Consider the following 18,650-nt stretch of genomic DNA (forward strand, 5'->3'; position numbering starts at 1 on the left):
ACCAACATTATATTTAGAAACGACGAGAATGGATACACGATTATGGCTGTAGACACGGCAGATTCTGATATAACTTGTGTTGGGACTATGCCTTTTTTTAATGAAGGCGATAATGTTGAGATGGAAGGAGATATAGTCTATCACGACAAGTATGGTGAACAGTTCAAAATTTCTGCTATAAAACTTGTAAAGCCTTCTTCTAAGGAGGCTGTCGTAAAATTCTTATCTTCGGGAAATCTTAAGGGAATCGGCAAAAAAACTGCCCGTGCTATTTTTGATGTTTTCGGCAAGGATTCAGTCGACATAGTCTATAACGATCCCGATAAGCTACTAAAGGTAGACGGAATTGGCAAGAAGAAGCTTGAAGATATTAAGCTTTCCGCAGAAGATACGAGAGATTCGAGGAGAACTATCGAATACCTCCAAGGACTAAATTTATCCTATAATCTGTCGATGAAGATTTATAAAAAGTACGGAGAATCTACAGTCGATGTGGTAAAGGCTAACCCTTATAAGCTTATAGAAGATATAAGAGGTGTAGGCTTTACTATGGCTGATAATATAGCCTTCAATATGCAGATGGATCTTACTTCTAAATTTAGAATATCTGCAGGAGTCTACTACATACTAAACACAGAGGCTGAGTTTAATGGACACACTTGTCTTAAATACGATATTTTGTCCAAAAAATCAGCTAAGCTTTTAAAACTAGATGAAGAAAAAATAAAAGATGTAATTAATGATGATATTATCGTAGGAAAATTGGTTTTAGTTGAAATTGAAGATATCAATTATATCTATAGTTCTAATCTTCTTAAGGCTGAAAAATCAGTCGCCATGGCTATAGCAAGTAAGATTAATGAAAAGTATAACTTTGATATCAAAATAGACTATGATCTTTCGGTATTCTCTGATGAGCAAAAAATAGCTATAGAAAAAGCTTTTCAATCTATGGCTCTTGTTATAACTGGAGGACCTGGTACAGGGAAGACTACAATAATCAATGCGATTTGTAAAATACTATCTAAAAACGGCCTATCATATGCTTTGACTGCGCCTACAGGAAGAGCTGCAAAGAGGATTAAGGAATCGACTGGAGAAGATGCCTACACTATCCATAGGCTTTTAGGAATAAGACCTGACGAAGTTGTAGCTGAGTTTAACGAAGAAAATCCTATAGACAAGGATTACATTATAGTTGATGAGACCAGTATGGTCGATATCTTCCTAATGAAAAATTTAATGGCAGCAATTGGAGATAAGACTGCTATAATCCTCGTTGGAGATAGCGACCAGTTACCTTCGGTCGGTCCGGGCAATGTATTAAAGGATATTTTAGATACAAGTGTTGAGTCTGTTAGACTTAAGAAAATATTTAGGCAGGCAGGTGAGTCCAATATTATTGTCAATGCCCACAGGATAAATGAAGGAAAATATCCTATCTTAAATGAGAAAGACAAGGACTTTTTCTTCATTGATACAAATACTTCTGATTTTATACCTGTTTTGTTATCCTTAGTTAAAGAAAGACTTCCCAAATATTATAATTTCGATCCTATTAAGGACATACAAATCCTATCCCCATCCAAGAAGACTGATTGGGGAGTGGTAAATATCAATGATAATATCCAGGAATCTATTAATAAAGATAAAACAGTCCTAAAAATCAACAATAGAATTTTCAAATTAAATGACAAGGTCATGCAAGTTAGAAATAACTATGATCTTAAGTCAATTAATCACGAGGAGGATTATGACGAAGGAGTCTATAATGGCGATATAGGCATTATTGAAGAAATTGATAAGATTGATGAGAGTCTCGATGTAAGATTTGATGACGGAAGATTAATCAGATATAAGAAAGAAGATATCAAAGATTTAGATCTTTCTTATGCTATTACAATCCATAAGTCTCAAGGATCAGAATTTCCATGTGTCATTATTCCAATGATGCAGGTAGCACCAATGCTTCTTACGAGAAATCTCCTTTATACAGGAGTGACAAGGGCTAGGAAAATCGTAATTCTTCTAGGAAATAAGAAAATCCTAAAGACTATGGTTGATAATAATAGGTCCAATAGTAGATTTACCAATCTTTCTTACTGGATAGGAGAAATGGAGAAGGTCATTGATGATTGATTTTTTATTTTTGGATGAAGGGCTTTGCTATTCTTGTAAGAAAGAAGAAATTTATAAGTACCATTTATGCCAAGAGTGCCTTGATAAATTGGATTATATAGGAAATACCTTTAAACTTTCTGAGAATATTTGCTATAGCTTGTATTTTTATAATGACTTTATGAAAAAGTTAATTGGGGACTATAAGTTTAATAGGAATACTTCACTCAAAGAAGTCTTTTCAGAGATGCTATATCAATTTCTAATCGACAAGAATTTAACTGACTTTGATTATATCTTGTCCTCACCTTCATCTAGGAAGACTATAAATAAAAGGGGATTTGACCATATTAATCTGATAGTAGATGGTTTTTCCAACAAGCTTCAAATCAAAAAACTAGATGAATTTAAGAAGGTTAAAAATACCAAGTCCCAGCACACTCTCAATAGATTTGAGAGAAATGAAAATCTAAAAGGAGCTTTTAGACTAGATAAGGATATAAAGGGATTGAAAATCCTACTCATAGATGATCTGATAACTACAGGAAATACTGCTTTAGAAATCATAAAAGAGTTAAAAAATAGGGGAGCAAGCGAGGTCGTAACCCTGGCTATTTGCTCAGAAAGAAGTGTAAATTAAAAGAGATGATAGAAAGTCTCCATTAGGGAGAAAGTTTTATCATCTCTTTTTTATTATTTTCTTTTAGATGGTCTAACCATGCTTACGTCTAAGAGGTTAATTGCTTCATCATCAATTATTCCGTCATCGTATTGCTTCTTTTGCATAGATGCTGAAAGGGCAAGGCCAATATTAATCAAACTAATTAGCTGGAAAGTTCCTCCGTATGAGAAAAATGGAAGAGGAATTCCTGTTACTGGCATAAGACCTATCGTCATCGCTATATTTTCAAATATATGGATGAACAGAAGTCCGGCAATTCCAGTAAGCATGATTGTAATAAATGTATTTCTTGAACTCTTTGCGATTATTACAAGTCTCATAATCACTATTGCAAAAAGAGCTATAACAATAATTGCTCCCAAAAATCCCAGCTCTTCAGCAAGAACTGAGAAAATAAAGTCAGTTTCTTTTTCAGGAATATATCCATATTGAGATTGAGTTCCCTTTAGATATCCACGGCCAGTAAGCATACCTGATCCTATAGCGATAAGACCTTGTTGTTGTTGCCAGTTACTCCCTGAAGTATCCCTTGATGGATCGAGGAAGTTTTCGATTCTATCAAGCCTATATCCAGAAAGATTGGTCAAGACGAAAAATCCCACGATTGCTGCAAGTCCAGCAAAAATCCCAATCCATTTCCAGGAAATCCCTCCTATAAAGATCATAGCAGATACAAAGAATACATATACCATAGCTGTACCAAAGTCAGGCTGCAAGAGGATTAGTCCTATTGGAAGACCTGCCATGGCAATGACCTTCAATAGTGTTAACTTGTCATTGATATCAAACTTATGATTATCAAGAAAAGCAGCAAGGGAGAAAATTATTCCAACCTTGGCAATCTCAGAAGGCTGGAAGGAAAATGATCCAATATATACCCAAGATTTTGCTCCCCATTCATCAAGACCTCGACCAAACACCAAGGTCAACAGCAAGAGGGCAATCATTACCCCATAGACTCCTAGATATGATCTTTTTATAAAATCCAAGTCAATGGTACATAGGACTAAAATTATTATAAATCCTAATATAGTAGCAAAAAGTTGCGTCAATATGGGTTTGATATTGCCACCATAGGCCGAATATAAAACGACTAGACCAATTACGCTTAAGGCAATTGTTGCAAACAGAAGCATAAGGTCAAGCTCTTTCAAATCTTTTTTCTTTAAATTAAACATTTAATCACTCCAATTCTTCATTTATTATATAACATGAGCCAGTCTTTATCAATCAAATGTTATTTACCAGCTGAAGAGTATAATAAGTTTGAGGTGATAGTATTTTAGATTCTAAAGAAATTAAAGAACTTTTGGAAATTCTAGATAGGATGTATCCAGATGTGGATTACTCTATGCTAAATTTTACGACTCCTTTTGAACTTTTAATAGCTACAATCCTTTCGGCTCAATCGACTGATGTTAGGGTTAACAAGGTTACAAGCGTGATGTTTAAGGACATGAATACAGCGGAAGAATTTGCAAAAGCAGACATTAAGACAATTGAAAATTATATAAGAACAGTTGGAATATATAAAAATAAGGCTAAAAATATCTCTGCTACAAGCAAGATTTTGTGTAGCGATTATAATGGAGAGGTGCCAGCAGATATAAATGAGCTTATGAAGCTTCCGGGAGTTGGGAGAAAGACTGCAAATGTAGTGGCATCCAATGCCTTTAATATCCCTGCAATTGCTGTAGATACTCATGTGTTTAGGGTATCTAATAGACTGGGACTTGCAGATGCTAAAAACGTAGAAAAGACTGAAAAGCAATTGATGGAAAATATTCCCAAAGAAAGATGGAGAAAGACCCACCATCAATTCATTACTCATGGTAGGGCTCTTTGTAAGGCAAGAGGCCCAATTTGTGAGGAATGTGACTTAAATGTAGTCTGCGAATTTTATAGGAGAGATCATGATTAGAATATTTGCCCTAGATATGGATGGAACGCTTCTAGATTCTAATTCGAAACTTTCTGAGGATAATATTAAAGCTTTAAGAGATTTAGAAAGCACGGGTGTTAGGGTAGTTCTTGCTAGTGGTAGAGTCTTTAAGTCAGTCTTATATTTTGCAAGTAAAATTGGCACCAATCCTTGTGTGATCGCAAACAATGGAGCTATTCTAGGATCTGATTATGATAATTTGTTCTTTGAAAAGCCTCTGGAAGATTCGGACTTAGATAGGCTTTATAACTTAGCCATAGAAAATGACTTGGATTTTCATTTTTACGATTTAGACACTTACTATTCAAATAAATTGAAAATAGAAAAACTCGACCATCTTCGAAAGGATAAGGGTGATGAATATACTACAAATATATTGATTTCGGATGATCCTTTAAGAGAGCTAAGGGAAAAAAATCACAAGGCTTACAAGTTTCAAATTAACAAGACGAATGAACATGGTCTAGGAAGTGAGGGAATTAGTAAGCTAGTTAGAAATGAATTTTCAGATAGGCTTTATATGACTTCATCTTTTGGTGGTGTCCTTGAATTAATGAGTAAGGGAATATCCAAGTTTAATACTCTTCTAACTCTAGCAGAAAAAATGGGATTTACTAGGGAAAATATAGCTGCAATAGGCGATGGTCTCAATGATTTGGAAATGATTGAAGGAAGTAAGCTTTCTTTTGCTATGGGAAATGCAAGAGAAGAACTTAAGGAAATTGCAAGCCATGTTGTTTCAGATAATAACTCTGGTGGAATAAGAGAAGCTTGTGAAATAATAAAGGAATATAACCGTGTTTAATATAGTATTAATCTCACCAGAGCATCCTGGAAATGTAGGAAATATAGGAAGAACTTGTGTCCTAACAGAATCCCGCCTTCACTTGATCAGACCCTTCAAGTTTGATTTTTCTGATAGATTTTTGAAAAGAGCGGGTATAGATTATTGGGAGCATGTTGATCTTGTAATCCATGATAGTCTAGAAGAATTTATGGACTATGTAAAGGATGAAAGATATTTCTTTATAGAAACAGGAACAAATAAAAAATATACAGATGTAGACTTCAAAGATGGAGACTTTTTGATATTTGGTAGGGAGAAGGAAGGAATTCCAGAGGATTTGCTCAATGAAAATAAGGAAAAAATCCTCACAATCCCTATGACAAGAAAGATAAATAGGTCCTTAAATCTTGCTAACTCTGTTAGTATAGTTTTATACGAGGCCTTAAGACAAGATGGATTTAAATTTTAGGAGGATAAATGTACGATATAATTATAATTGGAGGAGGTCCAGCAGGACTTACTGCAGGACTTTACGCAGGAAGAAGTAAGCTTAAAACACTTATTATTGAAAAAGCAGTAGCAGGTGGACAGATTTCTGGAACAGCTTTTGTTGAAAACTACCCAGGCTCAATTGATGAGGCAACAGGCATGGGTCTTTCTGAAAGGATGCTTGAGCAAGCGGAGGAATTTTGTGACATCAAGTATGAAGATGTTAAGGAAGTAGAACTTGAAGGTAAGGTTAAGAAAATAAAGACTGATGGAGGCGAATACGAGGCCAAAGTCGTTATAATTTCTTCAGGAGCGACCCACAGAAAACTCGATGTTCCAGGAGAGAAAGAATTTGCCAACAAGGGAGTATCCTACTGTGCTACATGTGACGGACCATTTTATACGGGTCTTGACATATTTGTAGTTGGGGGAGGAGATTCTGCATTGGAAGAGGCGACTTATCTTACTAAATTTGGAAAATCTGTAACAATAATCCACAGAAGAGACGAATTTAGGGCAAGCGGTGTTGTAGTTGATAAAATCAAGGAAAATCCAAAAATAAAATTAGAACTTGATGCAGTTGTCAAAGAAATCAAGGGTGATAAGGAAGCAGAGTCACTTATAATAGAAAATACCAAGACTGGAGAAATAAAAGAGTTAAAATCTGATGATAATTCTCCAATTGGGGTATTTATATTTATAGGATACATTCCACAAACAGAGATATTCGAAGGTAAGATTAAAATGAACCATGGTTATATCCTAACCGATGAGGATATGAAGACTAATATCGAAGGTGTATTTGCTGTAGGCGATACTAGAGAAAAGAAGGTTAGACAAATGGTTACAGCGGCTGGAGATGGATGTATTGCAGCTGTCCTTGCGAATAGATATCTCGAAGGAAGCAATTGGTAAAGTAATGTTGACAAATTTCTAACAAATAAGTAAAGTAATATTTGTAGAAAGAATTAATTAGGAGGAAATAATGGCAACAAAAGTAGCAATTAATGGATTTGGTAGAATCGGACGTCTTACACTAAGAAGAATCGCCGAAGTAGAAGAAAATATCGAAGTTGTAGCAATCAACGACCTTATTGACAAAAAAGGTCTTCTATATGCTTTCAAATACGATACAGCACAAGGTAGATTCAACGGAGACGCTGAACTAACAGAAGACGGATTCAAAATCAACGGCAAAGACATCAAAGTATTTGCTGAAAGAAACCCAGAAGACCTTCCATGGGGAGAACTTGGAGTTGATATAGTACTTGAATGTACAGGATTCTTTACAGAAAAAGAAAAAGCAGAAGCTCACATAAAAGCAGGAGCTAAGAAAGTACTTATCTCTGCACCAGGTAAGGGTGATCTAAAAACAATCGTATACGGAGTAAACCACGAAATCCTTGATGGATCTGAAACAGTTGTTTCTGGAGCAAGCTGTACAACAAACTGCTTAGCACCAATGGTTAACGTATTGAAGAATGAATTCGGATTTGTTTCAGGACAAATGTCTACAATCCACGCATACACAGCTACTCAAGCTATCCAAGACACACCAGCTTCTAAGAAAGACTTAAGAGGTGGTAGAGCTGCAGCACAAAACACAATTCCAGCATCAACAGGAGCTGCTAAGGCTGTAGGTAAAGTACTTCCAGAAGTAGAAGGAAAAATTGATGGATCAGCTCTAAGAGTTCCAACAATTACAGGATCAATCACAGAACTTTACTCAGTACTTGAAAAGAAAGTTACTGTAGAAGAAGTAAACGCAGCTATGAAGAAATACTCAAATGATGCATTTGCTTACACAGAAGATGACATTGTATCAAGCGATATAGTAGGTTATCCAGCTGGTTCAGTTTTCGATTCTCAACTAACAAAAATTGTTGAAGGCGCAGACGGAACACAAGTTGTTAAAACTGTTGCTTGGTATGACAACGAAATGGGATACGTTTCTAACCTTGTTAGAACACTTGACTATCTAGCAAATCTTTAAGAGTTAATGAAGGCGGGGGATAGCTTCCGCCTTTTTTTAACGGAAATATGAGGAGTAATATGAACAAAAAAACTGTAAAAGACTTAGATGTAAAGGGTAAAAAAGTACTAGTAAGAGTTGATTTCAACGTACCTTTATCAAAAGAAAATAACGAAGAAATTGCTGATGATACAAGAATTAGAGCAGCTCTTCCAACAATTGATTACCTATTAGAAAATGATGCTAAGGTTATTCTTATGAGCCACCTCGGTAGACCAAAGGGAGAAGCAAAACCAGAGTTTGCTCTAAAACCTGTAGCAGATTGGCTAGAAAATCACTACAAAGATAAATTCCATTTCTTCCCAAGCCCAGAAGTTGTAGATGATAAGGTTAAAGAAAAAGTAGCAAATCTTAAAGATGGTGAAGTTTGCCTAATAGAAAATACAAGATATGTTGCTGGTGAAACTAAAAACGACCCTGAATTTGCTAAAAAACTTGCATCTCTAGCAGACTTATATGTAAATGACGCCTTTGGAACAAGCCACAGAGCACACGCTTCTAACGTTGGAGTAGCAAGCATTCTTCCTTCAGCAGTAGGTTTCCTAATTGAAAAAGAAATCGACGTAATGGGTAAGGCACTAGAAGCCCCAGAACATCCATTTGTATCAATCCTTGGTGGAGCTAAGGTATCTGATAAGATTGGGGTAATCGAAAATCTTATTACAAAAGTTGACACAATCCTAATAGGTGGAGGAATGGCTTATACCTTCCTTAAGGCACAAGGAAAAGAAATAGGTAAATCACTTCTTGAAGAAGATAAGATGGACCTATCCCTTGAATTAATCAAAAAAGCTGAAGCTAACAACGTAGAAATCCTACTACCAGTAGATGTTGTTATAGCAGATGAAATCAAAGCAGGCGCTGAAACTGAGATAGTTGATATTGATTCTATCCCTGAAGATAAGGAAGCCCTAGATATAGGACCAAAAACTGCAGAACTTTTCGCATCAAAAATCAAAGAAGCTAAGACTGTTGTTTGGAATGGACCAATGGGAGTATTTGAAATAAAGGAATTCGCTGATGGTACAAACAAGGTTGCAGAAGCCCTTGCAGAATCAGATGCAATTACAATAGTAGGTGGAGGAGATTCTGCACTTGCAATTGAACTTGCAGGCCTAAAGGATAAGATCACTCACGTATCAACTGGTGGTGGAGCAAGCTTGGAATTCTTAGAAGGAAAAGATCTACCAGGAATATCATCAATAGAAGATAAGTAAGGAGATATAATGCGTAAACCAGTAATAGTTGGAAACTGGAAAATGAATATGACAGTTTCTGAAGCAGAAAAACTACTAGACGAAATTAAAGACTTAGACCTAGATACAGAAGTAGAAGCAGGAGTTTGTACACCAGCAATTGACCTTCTTGTTGCTAAAGAAAAACTAGCAGGAACTAACGTAGGCTTTGGTGGACAAAATATGTACTTCGAAGAGAGCGGAGCATTCACAGGAGAAATATCTCCAACAATGCTTACAGATATCGGAGCAAAATATGTAATCTTAGGTCACTCTGAAAGACGTGAATACTTCAAAGAATGTGATTGCCTAATCAACAAAAAGGTAAAAGCAGCTCTAGACCACGACCTAGTTCCAATTCTTTGTTGCGGTGAAACTCTTGAAGAAAGAGAAGCTAATGAGCACGAAGCAAAAGTTAAGGGACAAATCGAAAAAGACCTTGATGGAGTTAGCGAAGAAGATATAGAAAAAGTAATTATTGCCTACGAACCAATTTGGGCAATAGGAACAGGTAAAACTGCATCAAGCGAAGATGCTGATGCTATGTGCGGATATATCAGAAGCTTAATAGCAGAAAAATATGGCAAAGACGCTGCTGAAAAAATAAGAATCCAATATGGTGGCTCTGTAAAACCAAACAATGTAGTAGAATTGATGGGTAAAGAAAATATTGATGGAGCCCTAGTAGGTGGAGCAAGCCTTAAGGCAGAAGATTTCAAAGCTTTAGTTAATTTTAATAAATAAGGAGATATAAATGAGTTTAATAACAGATGTATATGCAAGACAAATTCTTGATTCAAGAGGAAATCCAACAGTAGAAGTAGAAGTTTATACAGAAGATGGTGGATTTGGTAGAGCAAGCGTGCCATCAGGTGCATCAACTGGTGAATGGGAAGCAGTAGAGCTTAGAGACGGTGACAAAAACTACTATCTTGGAAAATCAGTTCTTAAAGCAGTTGAAAATGTAAATGAAATCATAGCTGAAGAACTAGAATTCACTTATGATGTAACAGATCAAATCGGCATTGATAATGCGATGATCGAACTTGATGGAACAGAAAACAAGGGTAAACTTGGAGCTAACGCAATCCTTGGTGTTTCTCTAGCAGTTGCAAAAGCAGCAGCTAATGAACTTGGTGTTCCTCTATACAACTACATTGGTGGAACAAACGCTAAACTTCTTCCAACTCCAATGATGAACATCTTAAATGGTGGAGAACACGCTGATAACTCTGTAGATATCCAAGAATTCATGATTTTCCCACTTGGAGCAGAAAGCTTCGCTCACGCTCTACAAATCGGTGCAGAAGTATTCCACAGTCTAAAGTCAGTTCTTTCATCTAAAGGTTACAACACAGCTGTAGGTGATGAAGGTGGATTTGCACCAAACCTTAAATCAAACGAAGAAGCTCTAGAAATTATCTGCGAAGCTATCAAAGCTGCAGGTTATGAACCAGGTAAAGACGTTTATATAGCAATGGACTGTGCTTCAAGCGAATTCTACAACAAGGAAGATGGTAAATACCACCTTGATGGAGAAGGTACAGTTAAGACAGAAGACGAAATGATCGACTGGCTTGAAGAACTTGTTGGAAAATATCCAATCATCTCAATAGAAGATGGTCTTGATGAAAACGACTGGGAAGGTTGGGCAAAACTTACAGAAAGACTTGGAAACAAAGTTCAACTTGTAGGTGATGACCTATTCGTAACAAACACAAAGAAACTTGAAAAAGGTATCAAAGAAGGCGTTGCTAACTCAATCCTAATCAAAGTTAACCAAATCGGTTCTCTAACAGAAACACTTAACGCTATCGAAATGGCTAAAGAAGCAGGATACACTGCAGTAGTTTCTCACAGATCAGGTGAAACAGAAGACGTTACAATAGCAGATTTAGTTGTTGCAGTAAACGCTGGACAAATCAAAACAGGTGCTCCTTCAAGAACAGACAGAGTTGCTAAATACAACCAACTTCTAAGAATTGAAGATGAACTTGCTGATGATGCTAAATTCAGAGGAATCAAAGCATTCTACAACATCAACAAATAATATAAATTAAGATGGCCCCTAGGGGCTGTCTTTTTTTCTAAAATTCAGGTGAAATTACTATTTCATTTTTAAGGAGAATTAGCTATCCAATTTATCTCTTTTGTTGAAATTATAGATAATTTATGGTATTATAACAGAGTATGAATCGGAGGTGTCTATATGGTAAATTTCTTAGCGATTGTACTAGTTATTGCATCAATAATAATTATAGCTGCAGTAACATTACAAGATCCTAAAACAGAAGGACTAGGAGCTCTTTCAGGAACACAAACAAATGTTTTTGGTAGAAGTGCTCACAAGTCAAAAAACGAAACGTTAGACAAAGTAGCTATCACAGGCGGAGTAATTTTATTTGTAGCTAGTCTAATCATGATAGCAATTAACTAATAAGGGGTAAGCTATATATATATAGCTTAGCCTCTTTTTTAATATAGACAACAGGAGAAATTATGAATCTAAAAGATATAATATTAAATATAGTGTATGATGAAAATTATCTGCCTATGACACTTAAGGAATTAGATAAGTATCTAAAGGTTGACAAATATACTAGAAAAGCTGTTAGGGATATCATAAAAGACTTGGAGAAAGAAAATAAGATCCGAGTTTCCAATAAAAAAAGAATTATGCCTCTAACAGATGAAGAGATAAATCTAATTGGCAAAATCTCCATGGCCCAAGGTGGATATGGATTTTTTATTTCTGATAACAAAGATTTCGAAGATGTCTTCATAAAAAGAGACAATATGAACAAGGCCCATAATAACGATAGGGTAAAAATAGAGCTTATTAAGGGAAAAGAGAAGGGAAGGAAGGCTGAAGGAAGAGTTACAGATATTATTGAAAGAGCTAAAGATGAAATAGTTGGAAGCTTTCAAAAAAATAAGGGTTTTGGCTTTGTAATTCCTGATGATAGAAGTTTTGGCGATGATATATTTATAGCTGAAAAGTTCTTTAATAAGGCAAAAAATAAGGATAAGGTAGTTGTTGAGATTATAAATTATCCAAAAGATGCTAAGCCTGAAGGAAAAATTAAGGAAATCATCGGCGGAAAGAATGATAAGAATATTGAAATCCTATCCCTAATCAGGGCCCACGGCCTTCCTTACCAATTCTCAAAGGAGACTAAGAAGGAATGTCTTTATGTGAAGGATAAGGTAAGTGATATAGAGCTTGAAGGAAGGAAAGATTTTAGAGATCTTTTCACAGTTACGATTGATGGAAGAGATTCCAAGGACTTCGACGATGCTATTTCTATTGAAAAAAATGGTGAAAACTATGACTTGTATGTCCACATTGCAGACGTTGCCCACTATGTGAAAAAGGGAAGCTCAATCGATAATGACGCCTATGAGAGAGGTAACTCCACTTATCTATTTAATATAGTAATTCCTATGTTGCCAGAGGCCCTATCAAACGGAATCTGCTCGCTAAATCCGAATGAGGATAGACTTGCCATAAGCTTAAAGATGACAATCAATGATAAGGGCAAGGTTGTTGATAATGAGTTTTACGAGTCAGTGATTAATTCTGACCATAGATTGGTTTATGATGATGTGAATGCGTTTTTGGATAAGGGCGATGAGGATGTATATAAAGACGAGCTTCTTAAAGAAAAGTTAAGGGTTTTTGATGAGCTTAGAGAAATCTTAAATACAATGAGAGAAAAAAGAGGTTCAATAGACTTTAATTTCTCTGAAAGTCAGATAGATGTAGGAGAAGACGGAAAAGTTTTAAATATATCGAATTTTGAAAGAGGATCAGGCAATAAGATGATTGAAGAATTCATGCTTGCTGCCAACGAAACAGTTGCATCTCTTTTTGCCTATATGGACTTTCCATTTATCTACAGGATTCACGAAAAACCTAAGGAAGAAAAAATCGAAAGCTTCAAGAAAGCTCTCAATACTATGGGATATAATATAAGAGACAATGACCTACATCCTAAGGACTTCCAACAAATTTTAGAAGAAGTGGAAGGTAAGGACGTTGAATCAGTAATTAATATCTTGATGCTAAGGACCATGCAAAAGGCAAAATATTCTGAGCATAGGGATATTCACTTTGGTCTATCTACATCCTTCTACACCCATTTCACTTCACCAATCAGAAGGTATCCTGACCTTATAGTCCATAGATTAGTCAAAAAATTCATTCATAACAAGCTAACTAGTCTCAATCAGACAAGTCTTGAAAAGACAATCACAAACAATGCAGATCATCTTTCAATGACCGAAAGAAGAAGCGAAGAGTGCGAGAGAGATGTGGAAGATTTACTTAAATGTAAGTATATGATTCGATTTATTGGCGACGAATTCTATGGAAACATATCTGCAATAACTGAATTTGGAATATTTATTGAATTAGACAATACTGTAGAAGGTCTTTTTATGTACAAGTTCTCAAATGATAGATACGATTATCTAGAAGATAAGATGAAGGCCTTCAATACAGATAAGAAGATTTTTTATTCAATTGGAGATAGGGTTAAAATTAGGGTTATGGATGTAGACACATATCAGAGAAATATCGACTTTGATTTGGAGGTAAACGATGAAATTATTAGCCAATAATAAGAAGGCTTATCATGATTATTTTATAGAAGAAAAATACGAAGCAGGACTTTCACTTTTGGGAAGTGAAGTAAAGTCAATTAAAAAAGGGAAAGTTTCTATTAAGGAGTCTTTCATATCTGACAGAAAAGGGGAGATGTTTATCTATGGAATGCATGTTACCCCTTACTCTCAGGCCTACGATAAGGATATCGATCCAACTAGGACGAGGAGACTTCTCCTTCACAAAAAGGAAATAAATAAATTAATAGGTAAAAAAACTCAGGCAGGCTATACCGTAGTTCCACTTAAAATCTATGAGAGAGACGGCTTAGTTAAACTTGAACTTGCCCTTGCCAAAGGTAAGAAGCAATATGATAAGAGAGAATCCATCAAGGCAAAGGATGATAAGAGGAAAATGGATAGGGCGCTTAAAAATTATTAAAGGAGGGGAAATGTCAAATAAAAGCACACTTAAAGTTAAGTTACTTAACTACACTCCTAGGGCAGAAGAGACTATAGCCCAGGCGGGAAAACTCTGCTATTCGCAAGTAGGAGTAGATGAAATAGCCGAAAAACAGGACGAAGAGTCAATTGCTAGATATGTAAAAATGCTTCAAAATCTAGGACATCTCTCTCCAATTGAACATGTCTCCTTTACCTTTGCTGCGGAGGGAGTATCTAGGGTCTTGACCCACCAGCTGGTCCGTCACAGACTCGCTTCCTATTCCCAACAGTCTCAAAGATATGTAAAGCTAGATCAGTTTGAATACATAATTCCAAAAGAGATTGACGAAAACGAAGAAGCAAGAGAAATATTTATTAGGCAAATGGAAGAAAGCCAGAAGACTTACGATGACTTAACTGATATATTGTTTGAAAAACATTACCAAAGCTACCGAGATGAAGGTCAAGATGAAAAGTCAGCAAAAAGATCTGCTAGTAAAAAGGCTATAGAAGATGCAAGATATGTCTTTCCTAATGCTTGCGAGACAAAGATTGTATTTACAATGAATGCTAGAAATCTCCTCCACTTTTTCAATATGAGATCATGCCTAAGGGCACAATGGGAGATAAGAGACTTATCAGATCAGATGATAAAGCTTGTAAAAGATATTTATCCAAATCTCTTCCTAAATGCAGGTCCATCTTGTCTTAATGGCCCTTGCCCAGAAGGTAAGATGACTTGCGGGAAAATAAAAGAAGTGCGTGAAAAGTTTAAAAATTATAAAGTTTAAAAGAAGGACGGGGACTTTATGTCTTATATACAATTAAACAATCTAACAAAAGAATTTAAATCTGGAGATACGAAGATTGTCGCAAACGATAAGATAAACTTTTCTTTAGATAAAGGCAAGCTTTTAATAATTGTCGGAGCAAGTGGAGCAGGTAAGACTACTCTTCTTAATCTCATAGGAGGAATGGATAAGGCTACAAGTGGGGAGATTTTAATCGATGGGAAAAACCTAGTAGGTCTTAGCGACAGAGACCTTACTGAATATAGGAGAAATGATGTGGGCTTTGTCTTCCAACATTACAATCTCATACCAAACCTAACTGCTCTTGAAAATGTAGAGATGGCATCAGAAATTTCTGATAATCCACTAGAGGCTGAAGAAGTACTAGAAGAGGTAGGCCTTAGTCATAGACTAAACAACTTTCCCTCTCAACTATCAGGGGGAGAACAACAAAGAGTCGCCATAGCCAGGGCCTTAGCCAAAAATCCAAAACTCCTCCTTTGTGATGAGCCAACAGGTGCCCTAGACTATGAGACAGGAAAAAATATCCTTAGGCTTTTACAAGATGCTTCAAGGAAGATGGGAGCCACAGTAATAATCATAACTCACAATTCATTAATAAAACCGATGGCAGATCAAGTAATCGAGATTAGAGATGGGAAGGTCGACAAGGACTATATCAATGAAAATCCAGTTTCAGTTGATGAGATAGAGTGGTAATATGAATAAAACTTATATAAAAAGCATCTTTGCTGACATGAAGAAAACCAGGGGAAAGGTCATATCTATTATGATAATGGTAGCTCTAGCAAGCCTTGTTGTAGTAGGACTTTTACTTTCTGGTCCTTCTATGAGAAAAAGCTTAAACAATTCTCTAGAAGAATATGGGCACCCTGACCTAATAGTAAGGTCGACTTACGGACTAGACTATGAGGATGAGGCACTTATTAAAAAAGAAGAAGGAATTGATAAGATTAATTTCATTCATGCTACTGATCTAACAATAGCTGATGATATTATAAGGCTTAAAGAATATAATTCTGATATCCCTAAAGCAGTTATTACTGAGGGAGAACTTCCTTCAAAAGATAACGAGATAATCCTAGATGAAAATCTAAAGGAAAAATTTAGCCTAGGTGACGAGCTTAGTTTTTCCTATATCAATGATGAGCAAAAAGATGATCAAAAAATGGCAAATTTATCCTACAAGCTAGTAGGTTTTTATAAATCATCAGATCATTTCATGGAGGATATGAAAGAAATCTCACCACTTGGTAAAAGTGAGATTGCTGGATTCGCCTATGTTTTGCCTAGTAATTTCTTGTCAGATAAGTATCATGAGGCAAATATAGTATACAAAGATTTGCTTACTCTTGATAAGACAAGTTCAACTTACATCAAAAAGATTAATGGCAAAAAGTCTGACTTGGAATATAGGATTAAAAATAGGCCAGACCAGGTCCTAAATAAAATTAAGAAAGATGCTAATAAAGAAATATCTGATGCCGAAGCTGATTTAACTGATGCTGAAAAAAAGCTTAGTGATAATGAGAAAAAACTAAATGAAAGCAAGATTGACTTTGACGAAGGCTTTAGACAGTACCAAGCAAATAAGAGTGAATTTAATCAAGAAATTGCAAATGGGGAAAGTGAACTTGCTAAGGCCAAGAATGATTTAGATCAAGGAAGAGAAAAGCTAGAAGTTGGTAAAAGAGAATACCAAGTGAATCTCGAGAAATATGAGAGCGAGATAAAAAAGGCAGAAGAAGAGCTTGATAAAAAGCAAAAAGAATTAAATCTAGGCCTTGCTCAAATTGATGGACCTAAGAAGGAAATAGATAAGGCATATGAAGATCTTAATGGAAAGTTCGAAGCTTCATTTAATAAACTTGAAGAAGCGGAAGCAAGCCTTGTTATAGAAGAAAATTATATTAATGCTAAAAAACAAGAACTAGAAGAAGCGAAAAGCCAAGAAGATCAAAACGATCCTCTTATCATTGAAAAAATCAACCAACTAAATGAAGAAATTAAAACCAGCCAAGCGAGCTATGAAGCTAGTAAATCCGAATATGATAATAATAAAAAAGAACTAGACGAAAAATACAGTCAGGCTAAGTTTGACCTCGACCAAAAACTTGGACAATTGCGAGCCAAAGAGGATGAGCTAAATAAAGCCCAGGCCCAACTTGATGAGGCTAATAGACAACTAGCAAATAAAAAATCTTCAGGCAAAGCTGAGTTAGACAAGGCTTATGAGACCATTAAAAATAAAGAGGCTGAAATAAATAAAGGCCAAAGAGACTATGAAAATGGTCTAGCAGAGCTTAAAAGAAATAAGGAAGAAGGGCAAACTAAACTAGCCCAAGCCTATGATGAATTAATAGATGGGCAAAAAAAATATCTAGATGGAAAGAAAAAATTCGATGAAGAAAAGGCAAAGGCAACAAAGGATATAGATAAGGCTAAAAAAGATATTGGAGAATCTAAGGAAAGTCTCTTGACTCTACAAGATCCTGAATATACTGTAGAAAGCATATTCGACAACAGAGGAATCGACACCTACTATCAAAACTCTTTAAACATGGATAGACTATCTAAAGTTTTCCCAGCCTTTTTCTATCTAGTAGCCATGCTAGTAACTCTTACAACTATGAAAAGATATATCGAAGAGCAAAGGACAATCAATGGATGTCTCAAATCTTTGGGCTACACTAATAGAGATATAGCTAAGAGATTTTATATATATGGTATTAGTCCAACAATTATAGGAGCACTCTTGGGAGCTGTGATAGGACGATTTGTAATTCTTAAGGTAATATTTCGAGCCTATTCGACAGGATTTAAGATATTATCAATGGATGTGATAAATAGTCTTCCAGCTTTAATCATATCTGTTCTAGTATCTACTTTCCTTATAGCCTTCACGGTCTATATCAGTTCCAAGGAAACAGTAAGAGAGGTTCCTGCTAATTTATTAAAGGCCAAGGCTCCTGATGCAGGTAGCAAAATCTTCCTTGAAAGAATTAAGTTTTTGTGGAAGAGACTATCCTTTATGGCAAAAATCACATCTAGGAACCTTTTTAGATATAAATCTAGGATGTTCATGACTATATTTGGTGTTGGTGGTTGTACGGCCCTACTTTTCTTTGGCTTTGCCATGATAGATGCTATTAAGGATACATCTAGCATCCAACAGGAGGAAATTCAACATTATAGTGCTGTTTCTATCATAAATACCAAGGCTAAGAAAGAAGACTTGGCTAATTACAAAAAACTTGTAGATGCTTATGATAACATAAGTGTCTATAATGAAAGCGCAAGTCTTAAAAGAAATGGAGAAAAACTAGATTTATCTATTATAGTTCCAGAAAATGACGAAAAGCTAAAAGATTATGTAAGCCTTAGAGATAAGTATAGAAATCCTATAGATTTGACTACTAAGAATATAGTAATTACTGAGAATATAGCAAATAAATTAGGAATAAAAAAGGGAGATAGGTTAAAGCTTGAAGTAGATGGAGAGAA

The 18,650-nt window shown here is 35.5% G+C and carries 17 protein-coding genes; 16 read left to right on the forward strand and 1 reads right to left on the reverse strand.

Features of this window, described 5'->3' with window-relative positions:
* On the forward strand, nucleotides 1–2,139 hold a 2,139-nt coding region (locus MRZ08_RS01880), incomplete at its 5' end, for an ATP-dependent RecD-like DNA helicase (protein WP_297378677.1).
* On the forward strand, nucleotides 2,132–2,758 hold the full coding sequence (locus tag MRZ08_RS01885) for a phosphoribosyltransferase family protein (protein ID WP_297378679.1): 627 nt from the start codon (nucleotides 2,132–2,134) through the stop codon (nucleotides 2,756–2,758). The genes MRZ08_RS01880 and MRZ08_RS01885, both read left to right, overlap by 8 nt.
* A 53-nt stretch (nucleotides 2,759–2,811) precedes the next feature.
* On the opposite strand, the gene rodA is transcribed toward MRZ08_RS01885, so the two are convergent.
* Nucleotides 2,812–3,978, reverse strand: a complete 1,167-nt coding sequence (gene rodA, locus MRZ08_RS01890) for a rod shape-determining protein RodA (RefSeq protein ID WP_297378681.1) — start codon at nucleotides 3,976–3,978, stop codon at nucleotides 2,812–2,814.
* Nucleotides 3,979–4,079: 101 nt separating this feature from the next.
* Between rodA and nth the strand changes: the two genes are divergently transcribed.
* From nth to MRZ08_RS01960, 14 genes are all read left to right on the forward strand, one after another.
* Nucleotides 4,080–4,721: an endonuclease III gene (gene nth, locus MRZ08_RS01895; protein WP_297378700.1), complete on the forward strand. Its 642-nt coding sequence runs from the start codon at nucleotides 4,080–4,082 to the stop codon at nucleotides 4,719–4,721.
* Nucleotides 4,714–5,547 (forward strand): HAD family hydrolase, encoded by an 834-nt coding sequence (locus tag MRZ08_RS01900; RefSeq protein WP_297378683.1) that lies wholly within the window; start codon nucleotides 4,714–4,716, stop codon nucleotides 5,545–5,547. The genes nth and MRZ08_RS01900 overlap by 8 nt, the downstream gene beginning before the upstream one ends.
* On the forward strand, nucleotides 5,540–5,998 hold the full coding sequence (locus MRZ08_RS01905; RefSeq protein WP_297378685.1) for a tRNA (cytidine(34)-2'-O)-methyltransferase: 459 nt from the start codon (nucleotides 5,540–5,542) through the stop codon (nucleotides 5,996–5,998). Before MRZ08_RS01900 ends, MRZ08_RS01905 begins: the two co-directional genes overlap by 8 nt.
* 8 nt (nucleotides 5,999–6,006) lie before the next feature.
* On the forward strand, nucleotides 6,007–6,933 hold the full coding sequence (trxB, locus tag MRZ08_RS01910) for a thioredoxin-disulfide reductase (protein ID WP_297378686.1): 927 nt from the start codon (nucleotides 6,007–6,009) through the stop codon (nucleotides 6,931–6,933).
* Nucleotides 6,934–7,003: 70 nt separating this feature from the next.
* Nucleotides 7,004–8,011, forward strand: a complete 1,008-nt coding sequence (gene gap, locus MRZ08_RS01915; protein ID WP_297378687.1) for a type I glyceraldehyde-3-phosphate dehydrogenase — start codon at nucleotides 7,004–7,006, stop codon at nucleotides 8,009–8,011.
* Between the two features lie 59 nt (nucleotides 8,012–8,070).
* The gene (locus tag MRZ08_RS01920; RefSeq protein ID WP_297378688.1) at nucleotides 8,071–9,267 is read left to right on the forward strand and encodes a phosphoglycerate kinase; all 1,197 of its coding nucleotides are present in this window, start codon (nucleotides 8,071–8,073) and stop codon (nucleotides 9,265–9,267) included.
* 9 nt (nucleotides 9,268–9,276) lie between these two features.
* On the forward strand, nucleotides 9,277–10,029 hold the full coding sequence (gene tpiA / locus MRZ08_RS01925; protein ID WP_297378689.1) for a triose-phosphate isomerase: 753 nt from the start codon (nucleotides 9,277–9,279) through the stop codon (nucleotides 10,027–10,029).
* 10 nt (nucleotides 10,030–10,039) lie between these two features.
* Nucleotides 10,040–11,335, forward strand: coding sequence for a phosphopyruvate hydratase (gene eno, locus MRZ08_RS01930; protein ID WP_297378690.1), 1,296 nt, complete (start codon nucleotides 10,040–10,042; stop codon nucleotides 11,333–11,335).
* A 159-nt stretch (nucleotides 11,336–11,494) separates the two neighbouring features.
* Nucleotides 11,495–11,722 carry a preprotein translocase subunit SecG gene (gene secG, locus MRZ08_RS01935; protein WP_015777700.1) on the forward strand — a complete coding sequence of 76 codons (228 nt, stop codon included), beginning with the start codon at nucleotides 11,495–11,497 and terminating at the stop codon, nucleotides 11,720–11,722.
* 62 nt (nucleotides 11,723–11,784) lie between these two features.
* Complete coding sequence (gene rnr / locus MRZ08_RS01940; RefSeq protein ID WP_297378692.1) at nucleotides 11,785–13,908, forward strand: ribonuclease R; 2,124 nt, start codon at nucleotides 11,785–11,787, stop codon at nucleotides 13,906–13,908.
* Nucleotides 13,889–14,332, forward strand: a complete 444-nt coding sequence (smpB, locus tag MRZ08_RS01945; protein WP_015777702.1) for an SsrA-binding protein SmpB — start codon at nucleotides 13,889–13,891, stop codon at nucleotides 14,330–14,332. The genes rnr and smpB overlap by 20 nt, the downstream gene beginning before the upstream one ends.
* Nucleotides 14,333–14,342: 10 nt before the next feature.
* Nucleotides 14,343–15,125, forward strand: a complete 783-nt coding sequence (gene thyX, locus MRZ08_RS01950) for an FAD-dependent thymidylate synthase (protein ID WP_297378694.1) — start codon at nucleotides 14,343–14,345, stop codon at nucleotides 15,123–15,125.
* A gap of 18 nt (nucleotides 15,126–15,143) precedes the next feature.
* Entirely contained in the window at nucleotides 15,144–15,845 is a 702-nt protein-coding gene (locus tag MRZ08_RS01955; RefSeq protein ID WP_297378696.1) for an ABC transporter ATP-binding protein, read from the forward strand.
* 1 nt (nucleotide 15,846) lies between these two features.
* A partial coding sequence (locus MRZ08_RS01960; protein ID WP_297378698.1) for an FtsX-like permease family protein occupies nucleotides 15,847–18,650 on the forward strand: 2,804 nt, incomplete at its 3' end.

Source organism: Anaerococcus sp. (genome assembly GCF_022770135.1).
In the GTDB taxonomy this organism is placed as follows: domain Bacteria; phylum Bacillota; class Clostridia; order Tissierellales; family Peptoniphilaceae; genus Anaerococcus.

Coding starts and splice junctions, on each gene's coding strand:
- MRZ08_RS01885 (WP_297378679.1), top strand. CDS start 2,132: ATGATTGATTTTTTATTTTTGGATGAAGGGCTTTGCTATTCTTGTAAG.
- rodA (WP_297378681.1), bottom strand. CDS start 3,978: ATGTTTAATTTAAAGAAAAAAGATTTGAAAGAGCTTGACCTTATGCTT.
- MRZ08_RS01900 (WP_297378683.1), top strand. CDS start 4,714: ATGATTAGAATATTTGCCCTAGATATGGATGGAACGCTTCTAGATTCT.
- trxB (WP_297378686.1), top strand. CDS start 6,007: ATGTACGATATAATTATAATTGGAGGAGGTCCAGCAGGACTTACTGCA.
- gap (WP_297378687.1), top strand. CDS start 7,004: ATGGCAACAAAAGTAGCAATTAATGGATTTGGTAGAATCGGACGTCTT.
- MRZ08_RS01920 (WP_297378688.1), top strand. CDS start 8,071: ATGAACAAAAAAACTGTAAAAGACTTAGATGTAAAGGGTAAAAAAGTA.
- tpiA (WP_297378689.1), top strand. CDS start 9,277: ATGCGTAAACCAGTAATAGTTGGAAACTGGAAAATGAATATGACAGTT.
- eno (WP_297378690.1), top strand. CDS start 10,040: ATGAGTTTAATAACAGATGTATATGCAAGACAAATTCTTGATTCAAGA.
- secG (WP_015777700.1), top strand. CDS start 11,495: ATGGTAAATTTCTTAGCGATTGTACTAGTTATTGCATCAATAATAATT.
- rnr (WP_297378692.1), top strand. CDS start 11,785: ATGAATCTAAAAGATATAATATTAAATATAGTGTATGATGAAAATTAT.
- smpB (WP_015777702.1), top strand. CDS start 13,889: ATGAAATTATTAGCCAATAATAAGAAGGCTTATCATGATTATTTTATA.
- thyX (WP_297378694.1), top strand. CDS start 14,343: ATGTCAAATAAAAGCACACTTAAAGTTAAGTTACTTAACTACACTCCT.
- MRZ08_RS01955 (WP_297378696.1), top strand. CDS start 15,144: ATGTCTTATATACAATTAAACAATCTAACAAAAGAATTTAAATCTGGA.